Here is a 12,741-nt window from a genome sequence, read left to right on the forward strand (position 1 = left end):
CGCGCGAGGGGACGGGCCGCCCTCACGGACGTGCGGTCCGGATCTCCTCCGGGCCCTCCCCGCCACCGGCGGAGGCGAGGGCCGCGCGGGTGGGAACCCGCCTCCGGTGGCGCTTGAGGCCGCCGGAGGCGGGTTCTCGCGTTTCCCGGCGCCTGCGCGTCCCCGCGCCCCGCTTCCCCTCGTGCCCTACCGGAACACCGAGGCCGGCGGCGTCGGGGAGGCGACGGCGGTGGCGTCGGTGACGGGGGACGCGCCGCCGGTGAAGTCCAGCAGGGCCCGGCCGTGCTCCACCCGGGCGGTGTGCGGGTCACCCGCCGCGCGGCGGGTGAGGCCGGCCACCGGCAGCGGGGCGTCGGAGGCGACCAGCACCGCGTTGCCGAACCGCTTGCCGCGGAGCACGGCGGGCTCCGCGATCAGCGCGAGCTCGGGGAACCGGGCGGCGGCGGTGGCGATCTGCCCGCGGAGGAACGCGAGCGGGGCGCCGTCGGCGATGTTGGCGACGTAGCACCCGCCGGGCGCCAGGGCGCGGCGCACCTCGTCCAGGAACTCGACGGAGGTGAGGTGGGCGGGGGTGCGGGTGCCGCTGAAGACGTCCGCGACGACCAGGTCGGCCCGGGCGTCCGGGGCCTTGGCCAGACCCTCCCGGGCGTCGGCGGTCCGCACGCGGACCCGGGCGGCGGGGTCCAGGGGGAGTTCGCGGCGCACCAGCTGGACGAGGCGTCCGTCGTGTTCCACGACCTGCTGGGTGGAGCGGGGCCGGGTCGCGGCGACGTACCTGGCCAGGGTGAACGCGCCGCCGCCGAGGTGGAGCGCGGTGATCTGCCGTCCCGGCGGGGCGGCGAGGTCGATGACGTGGCCGATCCGGCGCTGGTAGCCGAAGGCGAGGTGCGTCGGGTCGTCCAGGTCCACGTGCGACTGCGGCGCGCCGTCGATGGTGAGCGTCCACCCGCGGGGCCGCTCACGGTCCGGCACGAGTTCCGCCGTCCCCCCGTCGACCTCTTCGCTGACCCCCGCCGCCGCACCGCCCCGCGCCTTCCTGCCCATACGCCCATTCTCACCCGCTCCGGCCCATGCGGCTTCCACCCGGGCGACCGCGAACGGACCCGGCGTTCCCGGCGGCGGGGCCGGGTTCCGCCCACCGGGCGGGGCGGGGCGGCGGAGCAACCGGGGGAAGCCGGACGCGGGCGGCACCCGTCGGCCGCCAACCCCCGGCAGCAGGGCCGGGGCCGTGCCGCCGGCCGGAGGCGGCAACGCTTGCGGCGGCCCCGCAGCGGGGTCGGGTTCCGCCCACCGGACGGCGAACGGCCACGTCCCGAAGGGAAGCCCAGCACAAGCAACTCTCGTCGACCGGCAGCCCCGCAACGGGGCCAGAACCGGACCACAGGACGGCGGCGGCGCGGAGGGAAACCCGGCGCCATCGGCACACGTCGGCCGACGGTCCTCGCAACAGGGCCGGGGCCGGCCCGCCACCACGCGGCGGCGGCGCGGAGGGGAGTTCGGTGCGGGCGGCGCTCGTCGGCCGGCGGGGCCGGGGCAGCGCCGGCAGGGGTGGTGGCGCGCGCAGGGGCCGGAGGCCGGGGCCGGGGAGGGGCGGCCGGGGAGGAGCCGGAGGCTATTCGCAGCTGTCCGCCGCGGCGATGAGCCGGGCGGCTTCCCTCAGGGCACGGCGCAGCACCGCGGGATCGGTGGCGAGCCCCTCCCGCGCCGGCGGAAGCAGCCAGTCCGTGCCCTCGACCCGGTGGACGCACCGGCTGCCGGGAACGTTCCACGCCTCCGCCGTGCCGGTCGGCACTACGAACCCCAGGGTCTCCCCCCGGTCGTCGTGCAGCACCGGTCCCACCGCTTCGAAGTGGTGGCGGCGCAGGATGTCCACCGCCTCGAGCCCCTGCCGCGTGGGCACGGTCACCACGTCACCCCGCACCGTCAGTCGGCTGTTCTGCATTCGCGGCCTCCAGGGACCTCAATCGCTCAAGAACCGGCAGTCACCCATGTGGGGATTCAACGTCAGTGAACCCCCGGGGGACACGGAGCGACGCCCGATCCCGCCAATCCGCTCCCCTTCGCCACCCCTCGCAATCCGGCCGCCCGCCCCGGAAGGCGTCCCGCGTCCCACGCGCCCCCCGCGTTGTCGGTGGCAGATGCCAGACTTCCACGGGTGAGCGAATACCTGAGCGGCCCGCGCCCCGGTCGGGGCGGTCCGGGCCCCGAGCCGAACCAGTCGGCCGGCCCGGCCGGGACCCTGGGCGCGGTCCACGGCGACGGCCCCGAGGGCGCCCCCGCGCTGCGGCAGCGGCTGGCCGAGCTGCGCGGCCCGGGCGTGTCCGCCAAGCCGCTGGACGCCCGCGCCCTGGCGGCGCTGGCCGCCAACCCGGGGTGCGAGCGCCGCGCGCTGCTGGACGGCGCCGGCGTGGACAAGACCGCGCTGGCGAGCGCGCTGGGCGCCCCCGCGCCGTTCGGCCAGTCCCAGTTCGCGTTCACCCGTGGGCACGCCTTCGAGGCCCGGGTGAAGGGCGACGGCGGCGCGGAGCTGCTCCGGCTGGTGCGTGAGCGGCTGGACCCGTCCGCCCCGGAGCCGCCGCCCGGCGGCGCCCGCGTCCCGGATCTGGCGGCGACCGGCCCGCAGGGCCGCACCGGCCGCACCGCGCTCGCGCTGCGCGAGGCCGCCGCCGCGGCCGCCGAGGACGGCGCGTGGACGCTCCTGGACCACCCCATGCTCGCCCTCGAGGTGGCCGGCACCCCCGCCTTCCTGGAGCCGGACGCGGTGGTGGTCCACCCGGACGGCACCTGGACGGTCGTGGAGATCAAGTCGTTCCCGATGCTCGACGGGTCCGCCGACGCCGCGAAGGTGGGCGCGGCGGCCCGCCAGGCGGCGGTGTACGTGCTGGCGCTGGAGGACGTGGCGGCGCGCCTCGAGCCGTCGCCGCAGGTGCGGCACCGGATCCTGCTGGTCTGTCCGAAGGACTTCTCCAACCTGCCGACCGCCTCCGCGGTCGACGTCCGCAAGCAGCGCGCGGTGACGTCGCGGCAGCTGGGCCGGCTGACCCGGGTGGAGGAGATCGCGGCGGACCTCGCCCCGGGCGCCTGCTTCTCCCCGGAGCTGCCGGCCGAGCGGCTGGCCGAGACGGTCGAGTCGGTGCGCGCGGTGTACACCCCGGAGTGCCTGGCCACCTGCGAGCTGGCCTTCCACTGCCGGTCCCGGGCGCGTGAGGACGGCGCGGTGACGGTGCTGGGCCGGTCGGCGCGGGCCGAGCTCGGCGAGCTGTCGGGCGTGGACGCGGTGCTGGCGGCGGCCCACGGCGAGGCGGGCGACGCCGCCGACCCGGCGGTGGCCGCGCTGCGGCGGGCCGCCCGGCTGCGGGAGGAGGCGCTGGCATGTCGCTGATCACGACGCTGGCCCGGCTGGAGGCGATCCGCGCGGGCCGCGCCCAGCCCGCCGCCACGGTCCGGCACAGGCACCTGTCGGAGCGTCCGCTGGTCCTCGTGCCGCTGACCACGGCCGGTGAGGCGGGCGCCCCGCTGGGCGCGCTGGTGGGTCGCGACCGGGACGCGCCGCGCCTGCTGGTGGTACCGCAGCCGCGTGACCGGGACCTGCGGTCGGTCTTCCTGGCCGAGCTGGCCGACATCGTGCTGCCGTACCTCGAGTCGTTCGCGGACGACGTGGAGCTGGTGGAGGGCAAGGAGGCCGACCCGGAGACGGGCCGGCAGGTCACGGTGGAGCGGGAGCTGTGCGCCGACGCCCCGCAGCTGATCGTGCCGAGCCGGGCGGGCGTGGACCTCGTGCGGCTGCTGGGCCGGTCGACGCGGTTCCGCCGGACCGCCGAGCAGGACCCGGAGACGGCGTATCCGGCGCCGCCGCGGGTGCCGCTGCTGGGCCGCTGGTTCACCCATTTCGGTGAGCGGTCCCGGGTGCCGGGGGCGTCGCTGCTGCTGGCCATGACGGACCTGCTCTCCCGGCACTGGGCGACCGGGCAGTCCAGCCTGGAGGACCAGCACCTGGGCGCCCTGCTGGCGTGGATCGACCCGCCCGGGGCGGACGGCCCGACCGGCGCCGAGGCGGCGCTGCGGGCCGAGCTGGGGCGGGACGCCGAGGGGCAGCTGCTCTGCCCGCCGGCCGGTCCGGCCACCGACCCGGCCTTCGACAACCGGCTGCTGGCCCCCGCGATCGAGCGCTACGACCGGGCGCGTTCCGCGCTGGCGGCGGCGGAGGACGGCGTGGCCGCCGACGCGCTGCTGGCGAACCTGTCGGCCGCCGAGCGGGAGATCGGCGAGCTGGTCCGCTCCCGGACGCTGCCGACCTGGGAGAGCGTGTGGCGCGGCCTGGACCTGCTGCGTGAGCTGCCGGAGGCGGCGCACGTGCCGGACCGCTGGAAGGGCGACCGCTGGTCGTTCACCGCCCACCGGGACCGGGTGGCCTCCGGCGAGCCGCCGCAGCCGCGGATCGACGACGCGGTAACGGCCGCCCAGAAGCTCGCCCGCCGGGAGAAGGAGCAGGCGAAGCTGGACGCCCAGGAGGCGCTGGACGATCCGCTGGTGCTGGCGGCGCGGCGGCTCGGCGGGGAGGCCTTCGTCGGCGAGGTCGTCGACGTGACCATGACGTACACGGAGAGCAAGCGCCCCAGCCCCCGCCCGCTGATCACGGTGCGCACCGAGGACCGGCCCCATCTCGGGGAGAAGGCGAAGGTCCACCGCTCCCTCGACGGCAAGCCGCAGACGGCGCAGTTCGTGGGCGCCGAGGAGGAGGACGGCGGGGAGGATCCCGGCGGCGGCCCGCTGCTGGTGGTCCTGCGGATCGTCGACAGGATGGGCCGCGGCAGGGAACCGGCGCTCGGCTCGGTGCCGGAGAAGGGCGACCGGGTCTGCTTCACGCTCTTCGAGCACGAACCGCGTGGCGGCCCCAAGCTGCCCGACCCGGAGAACACCCCGTGGACGCACGGCGGGCCGCCCACCGACCCGTCGCCGCTGCCCGCCGCCGATCCCGTCACCGAGGAGGACCTGCTGTGATCACGTCCGTCGGGGCCGCCGACGCCGCCTTCGACCCCGGCGCGGCGGCCGCCCGGGTCACCGAGCGGATCCTGCGCGACACGATGTCGGGCGCGCACCGCGGCGTGGTGGTTGACTCCCCGCCCGGCGCGGGCAAGTCCACGCTGGTGGTGCGGGCCGCGCTGGAGCTGGCCGACGCCGGACGTCCGCTGATGGTCGTCGCGCAGACCAACGCGCAGGTGGACGACCTGGTGCTGCGGCTCCACGAGAAGCGGCCCGACCTGCCGGTGGGCCGGCTGCACAGCAGTGACGCGGACGCCTTCGACAGGGCGCTGGAGGGACTGGACAACGTCCTGCTCTCCGACAAGGCGCCGGCGCTGGCCGGGCTGCCGGTGGTGATCTCCACGGCCGCAAAGTGGGGGCACGTGAAGCCGTCCGACGCGCACTGGGAGCAGGCGATCGTCGACGAGGCGTACCAGATGCGGTCGGACGCGCTGCTGACGGTGGCCGGGCTGTTCGACCGGGCGCTGTTCGTCGGCGACCCCGGTCAGCTGGACCCGTTCTCGGTGGTGGGCGCCGAGCAGTGGGCGGGGCTGTCGTACGACCCGTCCGCCTCGGCGGTCACCACGCTGCTGGCGCACAACCCGGGGCTGCCGCAGCACCGGCTGCCGGTGTCCTGGCGGCTCCCCGCCTCGGCGGCGCCGCTGGTCTCCGACGCGTTCTACCCGTACACGCCGTTCCGCGCGGGCACCGGGTCCGACGACCGGCGGCTGTCGTTCGGCGTGCCGTCGGACGGGTCCGGGCCGGACCGGGTGATCGACGAGGCGGCGGTCTCCGGGTGGGGCCTGCTGGAGCTGCCGCCCCGGCTGACGCCGCGAACCGACCCGGAGGCGGTGCGGGCGGTGGCGGCGGTGGTGCGGCGGCTGCTGGACCGGGGCGGGGCTGCGGTGTCGGAGCGGTCACCCGATCCGGTGCCGTTGACCGCCGACCGGGTGGCGGTCGGCACGGCGCACCGGGACCAGGCGGCCGCGGTGCGGGCGGCGCTGGCCGAGCTGGGGGTGCGGGACGTGGTCGTCGACACCGCGAACCGGCTCCAGGGGCGGGAGTACGACGTGACGGTGGTGCTGCATCCGCTGTCCGGGCGGCCGGACGCGACGGCGTTCCACCTGGAGACGGGGCGGCTGTGTGTGTTGGCGTCGCGGCACCGGCACGCGTGCATCGTGGTCTGCCGCGCGGGCGTCGCCGATCTGCTCGACGATCACCCCTCCACCGAGCCGGTGCGGCTCGGGGTCACCGTCAAGTTCCCCGACGGCTGGGAGGCCAACCACGCCGTCCTCTCCCACCTCTCCGAACACCGCGTCCCCCACCGCCCCTGACCACACCCCCGTCCCGCCCCGGAAGGGCACACCGACCGAGCGCCCCCCGCACCCCCACAGGACCTGCCCCGCCCCCCTGCCGTCTCCTCGGGCGCACGCCCCCGCAGGCGCCGCCCCGCCGGGCGCACGCCCCCGCAGGCGCCGCCCCGCCGCCCCGCGGGGGCGTGCCTGCCGCCCCGCGGGGGCGTGCCTGCCGTTTCTGCGGGCGCTTGCTCGACCGTTCCCTGGGCGGCTGGGCCGCCCAGGGGGGCGATGGGGGTCCTCCCCTGCTCGAGCGAAGCCGAAAGCTTGGGGGACGGCGGGCGCAGGGCCGGGCCGCACCCCATCGTCCCGCGGTCACCGCGCCACACCCCGCCGTTCTGCGGGCGGCTGGGCCGCCCAGGGGGCGGCACGGGCGGGCGCAGGGCGGCGCCCTCGCGGCAAGCGGTCCGCTCCACCACGCCCAAGCGGGCGGCACCTTACGCACGTGACCTCACTGCGGCGCGCCCAAGCCCGGCCCCAGGCGGACAGCACTGTTCATCCCCCGACCCGCCCCCTTCCCAGAGGGCCAAGGTGCGCGGAGCGAGCCGTCACGTGCGTACGTGAGGCCTGCGCCCACCCTCCCCCAAGCTCTCGACTTCGCTCAAGCAGGGGGCACCCCCATCGCCCTTAGCGGCACGATTGCCCGCAAACGGCAAGGCAGGAGCTCCGCACCGCACGGTGGGGTGACCGCATGGGAGGGCGGGAGGGGTCCGGCCGCCGTGGTAGGGACCGGGGTGCCGAGGGGGTTACAGGAGGGCCGCGTTGTCGGTGAGGAGGGTGGTGATGCGGTCCGGGGGGACGGGGCGGCTGTAGAGCCAGCCCTGGCCCGTGTCGCAGCCGATCCGCCGCAACCGCGCCGCCTGCGCCGCCGTCTCGACCCCCTCCGCGGTGACGCTGAGCCCCAGCCGGTGCGCGAGCTGCACCATCGCCTCGACGATCACCTCGTCCGCCGCGTTCGGCGCGGCCCGGTCCCCGTCGCCGCCGGGGCCCCCGAGGGCGTCCTCGTACTGGAACCCCCGCACGAACGAGCCGTCGAGCTTCAGCACGGACACCGGCAGCCGGCTGAGGTACGCCAGGTTGGAGTACCCGGTGCCGAAGTCGTCGATGGCGATCCGCACCCCCATGTCGCTGAGCGCCTGCAGGGCCTTGATCGGCCGCCCCGCCGACCCCATCAGCGCCGACTCGGTGAGCTCCAGTTGCAGCAGCCCCGGTTCGAGTCCGGTCTCGGCGAGGATCCGCGCCACGTCCGCCACCAGGTCGGAGTCCCAGACCTGCCGCACCGCGACGTTCACGCTGACGAACAGCGGCGGCTCCCCGGGCCGGTCCAGCTGCCACCGCCGTGCCTGTCGGCAGGCGGTCCGCAGGATCCACCGCCCCAGCGGCACGATGGAGCCGTCCTCCTCGGCCAGGCCCACGAACCGGTTCGGGGACAGCATCCCGAACTGGGGGTGGTCCCACCGGACCAGTGCCTCGACCCCCCGTACCTGCCCGTCGGACATGCCGACCAGCGGCTGGTACTGGAGGACGAACTCCTCCCGCTCGATCCCCGGCCGCAGCGTGGAGACCAGCGCCTGCCGGGTCATCCGGTGCGCGTTGCGCTCCGGGTCGAAGAGGGTCCAGCGGGACTTCCCGTCGGCCTTCGCCCAGTACAGCGTGGTGTCCGCGGCCTGCATCAGCCCGGTCGCGTTGGTGCCCTCCGCGTGGCGTTCGACGACGCCGATGGAGGCGGAGACGGAGAGCCGCTGCCCGGAGAGGTCGAAGGGCGCCTGGAGCGCCGTGAGGACGGACTCGGCGAGGTCGGCGACCTGTTCGGTGCCGGTGGAGTCCTCCACCAGCAGCGCGAACTCGTCGCCGCCGAGCCGGGCGACCAGCGGCGCGCCCGTCCTGTTGAAGCCGGCCTCGTCGGCGCAGCGGGTGAGACGTTCCGCCACGGCGGCCAGCAGCCGGTCGCCGACCCGGTGGCCGAGGGTGTCGTTGATCGCCTTGAACCCGTCGAGGTCCAGGTAGCAGAGCCCGACCCGGCCGGTTCCGGTGTCCGAGGTGAGGGCGGTCTCCAGCGCGGTGGTCAGCCGCTCGAAGAACAGGCTGCGGTTGGGCAGCCGGGTGACCGGGTCGTGCATCTGGAGGTGGCGCAGCCGGGCCTGGAGCTCACGGCGGGCGGAGATGTCGGCGACCGAGAGCAGGACGCCCTGGTCGCCCCCGGTCAGCGGCGTCACCGTGACCTGCGCCCACAGGGAGTGGCCGTCGGGGTGCTTGAGGCGGCGGGTGCAGCGCAGCACCGCCTGCCGGCCCCGCAGCACCTCGCGGTACGCCTGCCAGCTGCGCGGGTCGGCGGCCAGGTCGACCAGGTCGGCGGCGACCTTCCCGGCCAGCGCGTCCGGTCGGGCCGCGCCGAGCAGCCTGGCCAGCGTGGCGTTGGCGCCGATCACCAGGCCGTCGGGGGCGACCACCGCCATGGCCAGCGGCGCGGCCGTGAAGGCGGACCGGTAGGCGGGGGCGAGCGCCGGCAGCGCCTCCCCGTCGGCCGCGGGCGAGGGCCCGGCGCCACGCTCCGTGACGGCCTGGCCCTGGCGATCCGGAGCCGGAGCCGGACCTTCGGACGTTCCGCTCACCGCTTGCTCCCGCAGTGCACTCGATCTTCGTATGGGTAGTCCGGGTCAGGAAGAGTCTGGAAAGTGTGCCGATCATAGAGGCAGCCCTCAGGCCCTTCCAGCCGTTCATTTCCGCACCGGGGCAAACCACCCCAGCGACAGATCGCTTGCGTCCATAAATGGACACGTTGCTTCATCGGCCGATCAATTGTGACGTTCCGTGACCGAAGCTCCGTTCGAGTCCCGGCCGGGCCACCGGTGTGCACAGGTCGCCGCTCACCCTTCCGGGTCAGACGAACAGGGCATCTCTGAACACCATCACACAGTCTGGGTGCGGTGTCCCGGAAATCGCGCCCGGAGGTAGACGTGCCGTGTCCACTCCCCTTCCTCAAGGGGTTCCGCCGTCGTCCGGGCATGCGGACCACGGCGGCCGTGACCACCACCCTGTCCGCTCTCGCCGCCACATCCATCGTCGCCCACCCCTCCGCCGCAGGAACCGGCCTGGAACCCTGTGCGCTGGAGCGCACCTCGGCCCACCACTCCGAGGGGCTGGACACCTGGAACGCCCACTACCCCCGCCCCACGCGGCCCCTCGACGCGGTGATGGTGTTTCTTTCCTTCCCAGACTCGGACCCGCTCACCACTCCCGGGGAATTGGTGGCCGACCATTTTCCGCTCACCAGTCGGTACTTCGAGCGGGCCTCCTACGGCCGCTTCACGGTCCGCCCGCACCCGGAGCGCACCTGGCTGCGCATGCCGCAGGCCTCCACGGAGTACGCCATGGAGCGCGACTGGAGCTCCTCCCGGCGCGCCGCCTACCTGCGCGACGCGCTCTCCGTCGCCGACCCGGTGGTCGACTTCTCGCGGTACGACATCGTGTACCTGGTCGCCGACCCGGACGCGCCGGGCGTGAACGCGGACGCCACGAAGGTCGTCAACCTCTCCACCCCGCTGCGGGCCGACGGCACGGACCTGCGGCGGGTCGTCACGGTCTTCGAGAAGCACCCCCCGGACCGGCTGGTGCTGGCCCACGAGACCGGTCACGTGCTGGACCTGCCCGACCTGTACCACCGGCCGGTGGACGGCAAGGGCGACTGGGACACCCATGTGGGCGACTGGGACCTCATGGGCAGCCAGTTCGGTCTCGCGCCGGACCTCCTCGGCTGGCACAAGTGGAAGCTGGGCTGGCTCGAACCGGACCAGATCAGCTGTGTCCAGGGCTCCACCCGGCTCACCCTGGAGCCACTGGGGGTGGGCGGCCCCGGGTCCGGCGCGCCCGGCGCACCCGGCGCACCGGACCCGGCGGAGGCCGCCGCCGGGCCGGAGAACCGGCTGCCGGGACGGCGTCCGCAGGAGGCCGGCGCGTTCGGCGCGGACGCCTTCGCGACGTCCGGCGCCGGCGCCGCCGTGCCGTACTTCGGCCTGGGCGGCGGCACCAAGCTGGCGGTGGTGCGGACCGGGCCGGACAGCGTGCTGGCCTTCGAGGCGCGCGGGCCCGTCGGCAACGACGCCACGACGTGCGCGGAAGGCGTGCTGGTGTACCGGGTGAACGGGGGCACCGACTCCGGGAAGGGCCCGGTGGAGGTGGTGGACTCCCATCCCGGGACCTCGGCCTGCCACGACAGCTCGGTGTACCCGCCGCTCGCCGACGCGCCGGTGGCCGCCGGGGAGACCTTCACCGTGGCGCAGGAGGGCGTGCGGGTACGGGTGGAGGGGCGCACGGCGTCGGGGGCGTGGACGGTGCAGATCACGCCGACGACGGCCGGGGATGCCTCCCCGGAGCGCCTGGGCCCCCCGGAGCGCCGCGGGACGCCGGAAACGCCGGAGGCCCGGTCCACGTTTCCGTGAACCGGGCCTCCGGTGTCGGTGCGCCGCCAGGGACTCGAACCCCGGACCCGCTGATTAAGAGTCAGCTGCTCTAACCAACTGAGCTAGCGGCGCCTGCTGACGTCGTAGACATTAGCACCCCGATCCGCGTGACGAGAAATCGATATTCAGGCAGGTCCGGCGGAGCCGCGGTGACCGGCCGGGCCGGGGGCGTCCTCGACGCCGCGGAGCAGGTCACGGCCGAATTCGACCATCTTCAGCGCGTAGTCCTCGGTCCAGTCCGCGCGGGCCGCGATGTCGGCGGTGGAGAGCCGGTCGAAGCGGCGGGGGTCGGCGAGCTGGGCGGCGGCCATCGCCTGGTACTCGACCGCGCGGTCGGCGGCCGCGCGGAAGGCGAGCGTGAGTTCCGTCGCCCGGGAGAGCAGCGCCCGGGGGTCCTCGATCGACTCGAGATCGAAGAAGTGCTCAGGGTCGGCGGCCGCGGCCGTCGGCTCGAAGAGCAGGGGCGCGGGGCGTAGCCGCGGGGTGTGCTGTCGCGGCGTGTGCTCCGCCATGCGGTTCTCCGTTTCCTCGCGTGCGTTCTCGTCCACCGCCATCCATTGTCCCGCCCCCCGCAACCCCCGCCTTTGGCCCCGGCTTCCCCACCCCGGCGCGCCCGCCCGCCCCGGCGCGGGCGGGCGGGCCACGGCCGCCGGGAGAACCAGGACCGGACGGGTCAGGTCCGACGATCGGGTCGGACGGGCCGGGCGGGCCGAAGGGCCGGCCGGGCCCGAAGGGTCAGGAGGAGGTGCCGGGGAGGCTGTACGCGTCGGCGATGAGCTCGTAGGAGCGGACGCGGACGTCGGGGCCGTGGGCGTTGGCCGTGAGCATCAGCTCGTCGGCCCCGGTGCGCTTCTGCAGCGCGTCCAGCCCCTCCCGGACCTGCTGCCCCGTCCCGTGCACGACGTTCTCGTTCCAGGACTCCACGAAGAGCGACTCCGCCTCGGTCCAGGGGTACGCCTCCGCCTCCTCCGGCGTGGGGACGAGCCCGGGGCGTCCGGAACGGAGGCGGAGCATGTTGAGCGCCGCCGCCCTGACCTGGCGCCGGGCCTCGCCCTCCTCGTCGGCGGCCAGCGCCGAGACCCCGATCAGCGCGTACGGCTGGTCCAGCACCGCCGACGGCCGGAACGACTCCCGGTACAGGTCCAGCGCCGGGACGGTGTTCTGCGCCGAGAAGTGGTGGGCGAAGGCGAACGGCAGCCCGAGCGCGCCGGCCAGCCGCGCGGAGAACCCGGAGGATCCCAGCAGCCACACCGGCGGGCGGTGGGCCGACTGCACCCCGCCCGGCGAGGTCGCCTGCACCGGGCCCGGCACCGCGTGGATGCGGGCGTAGGGGTGGCCGTCCGGGAAGTCGTCGTCGAGGAAGCGGAGCAGCTCGGCAAGCTGCTGGGGGAAGTCGTCGGCCCCCTCGTGCAGCCGGTCGGTGCGCCGCAGCGCGGCCGCGGTGGCGCCGTCGGTGCCGGGGGCGCGGCCGAGGCCGAGGTCGACGCGCCCCGGGGCCATCGCCTCCAGCGTGCCGAACTGCTCGGCGATCACCAGCGGGGCGTGGTTGGGCAGCATGACGCCGCCGGAGCCCAGCCGGATCCGCTCGGTCCGCGCGGCCAGGTAGGCGAGGATCACCGCCGGCGAGCTGGAGGCGACGCCCGGCATGGAGTGGTGCTCGGCGACCCAGTACCGCTCGAACCCGCGCGACTCGGCGAGCCGCGCGATCCGCACCGAGGTGGCCAGCGCGTCGCTCGCGGTGTGGCCCGCGCCGACGGTGACCAGGTCGAGGACGGAGAGGGGGACGGGCGCGCTGCCGTGGACCGTGCCGCGGATCTCTTCCGCCTGCTCCGTCACCGTCGTATCTGTCACCGTCGTACTCCCTCTTCGCCGCTTCGCCGTGCGGAGGTGGACAACGCGGCGGG

The 12,741-nt window shown here is 75.6% G+C and carries 9 protein-coding genes and 1 tRNA gene; 4 read left to right on the top strand and 6 right to left on the bottom strand.

What is annotated here, in order from left to right; all coding sequences use genetic code 11:
* Positions 1–186: 186 nt before the first annotated feature.
* Both GBN72_RS29470 and GBN72_RS29475 read right to left on the bottom strand, forming a co-directional pair.
* Positions 187–1,044 carry a spermidine synthase gene (locus GBN72_RS29470; protein WP_151775015.1) on the bottom strand — a complete coding sequence of 286 codons (858 nt, stop codon included), beginning with the start codon at positions 1,042–1,044 and terminating at the stop codon, positions 187–189.
* Positions 1,045–1,612: 568 nt separating this feature from the next.
* Positions 1,613–1,942, bottom strand: coding sequence for a hypothetical protein (locus tag GBN72_RS29475; RefSeq protein ID WP_151775016.1), 330 nt, complete (start codon positions 1,940–1,942; stop codon positions 1,613–1,615).
* Between the two features lie 297 nt (positions 1,943–2,239).
* Between GBN72_RS29475 and GBN72_RS29480 the strand changes: the two genes are divergently transcribed.
* The 3 genes from GBN72_RS29480 to GBN72_RS29490 are packed head-to-tail and all read left to right on the top strand — an operon-like array spanning position 2,240 to position 6,356.
* Positions 2,240–3,382, top strand: coding sequence for a hypothetical protein (locus tag GBN72_RS29480; protein ID WP_151775185.1), 1,143 nt, complete (start codon positions 2,240–2,242; stop codon positions 3,380–3,382).
* Positions 3,373–5,001, top strand: a complete 1,629-nt coding sequence (locus GBN72_RS29485) for a hypothetical protein (RefSeq protein WP_151775017.1) — start codon at positions 3,373–3,375, stop codon at positions 4,999–5,001. Before GBN72_RS29480 ends, GBN72_RS29485 begins: the two co-directional genes overlap by 10 nt.
* Positions 5,001–6,356 carry an AAA domain-containing protein gene (locus tag GBN72_RS29490; RefSeq protein ID WP_151775186.1) on the top strand — a complete coding sequence of 452 codons (1,356 nt, stop codon included), beginning with the start codon at positions 5,001–5,003 and terminating at the stop codon, positions 6,354–6,356. Before GBN72_RS29485 ends, GBN72_RS29490 begins: the two co-directional genes overlap by 1 nt.
* Before the next feature lie 767 nt (positions 6,357–7,123).
* On the opposite strand, the gene GBN72_RS29495 is transcribed toward GBN72_RS29490, so the two are convergent.
* Complete coding sequence (locus tag GBN72_RS29495) at positions 7,124–8,989, bottom strand: putative bifunctional diguanylate cyclase/phosphodiesterase (RefSeq protein ID WP_151775018.1); 1,866 nt, start codon at positions 8,987–8,989, stop codon at positions 7,124–7,126.
* A 315-nt stretch (positions 8,990–9,304) separates the two neighbouring features.
* Between GBN72_RS29495 and GBN72_RS29500 the strand changes: the two genes are divergently transcribed.
* The gene (locus GBN72_RS29500) at positions 9,305–10,816 is read left to right on the top strand and encodes a M6 family metalloprotease domain-containing protein (RefSeq protein ID WP_151775019.1); all 1,512 of its coding nucleotides are present in this window, start codon (positions 9,305–9,307) and stop codon (positions 10,814–10,816) included.
* A gap of 19 nt (positions 10,817–10,835) precedes the next feature.
* Here the strand turns inward: GBN72_RS29500 and GBN72_RS29505 are convergent.
* The 3 genes from GBN72_RS29505 to GBN72_RS29515 form a co-directional block, all read right to left on the bottom strand.
* A tRNA-Lys gene (locus tag GBN72_RS29505) sits at positions 10,836–10,909 on the bottom strand.
* Positions 10,910–10,962: 53 nt separating this feature from the next.
* Positions 10,963–11,349, bottom strand: a complete 387-nt coding sequence (locus GBN72_RS29510; RefSeq protein ID WP_151775187.1) for a DUF8844 domain-containing protein — start codon at positions 11,347–11,349, stop codon at positions 10,963–10,965.
* A 223-nt stretch (positions 11,350–11,572) separates the two neighbouring features.
* Entirely contained in the window at positions 11,573–12,688 is a 1,116-nt protein-coding gene (locus tag GBN72_RS29515) for an LLM class flavin-dependent oxidoreductase (protein WP_246212988.1), read from the bottom strand.
* Positions 12,689–12,741 lie beyond the last annotated feature (53 nt).

The sequence above is a fragment of the Streptomyces abyssomicinicus genome, assembly GCF_008974245.1.
Classification (GTDB): Bacteria; Actinomycetota; Actinomycetes; order Streptomycetales; family Streptomycetaceae; genus Streptomyces; species Streptomyces abyssomicinicus.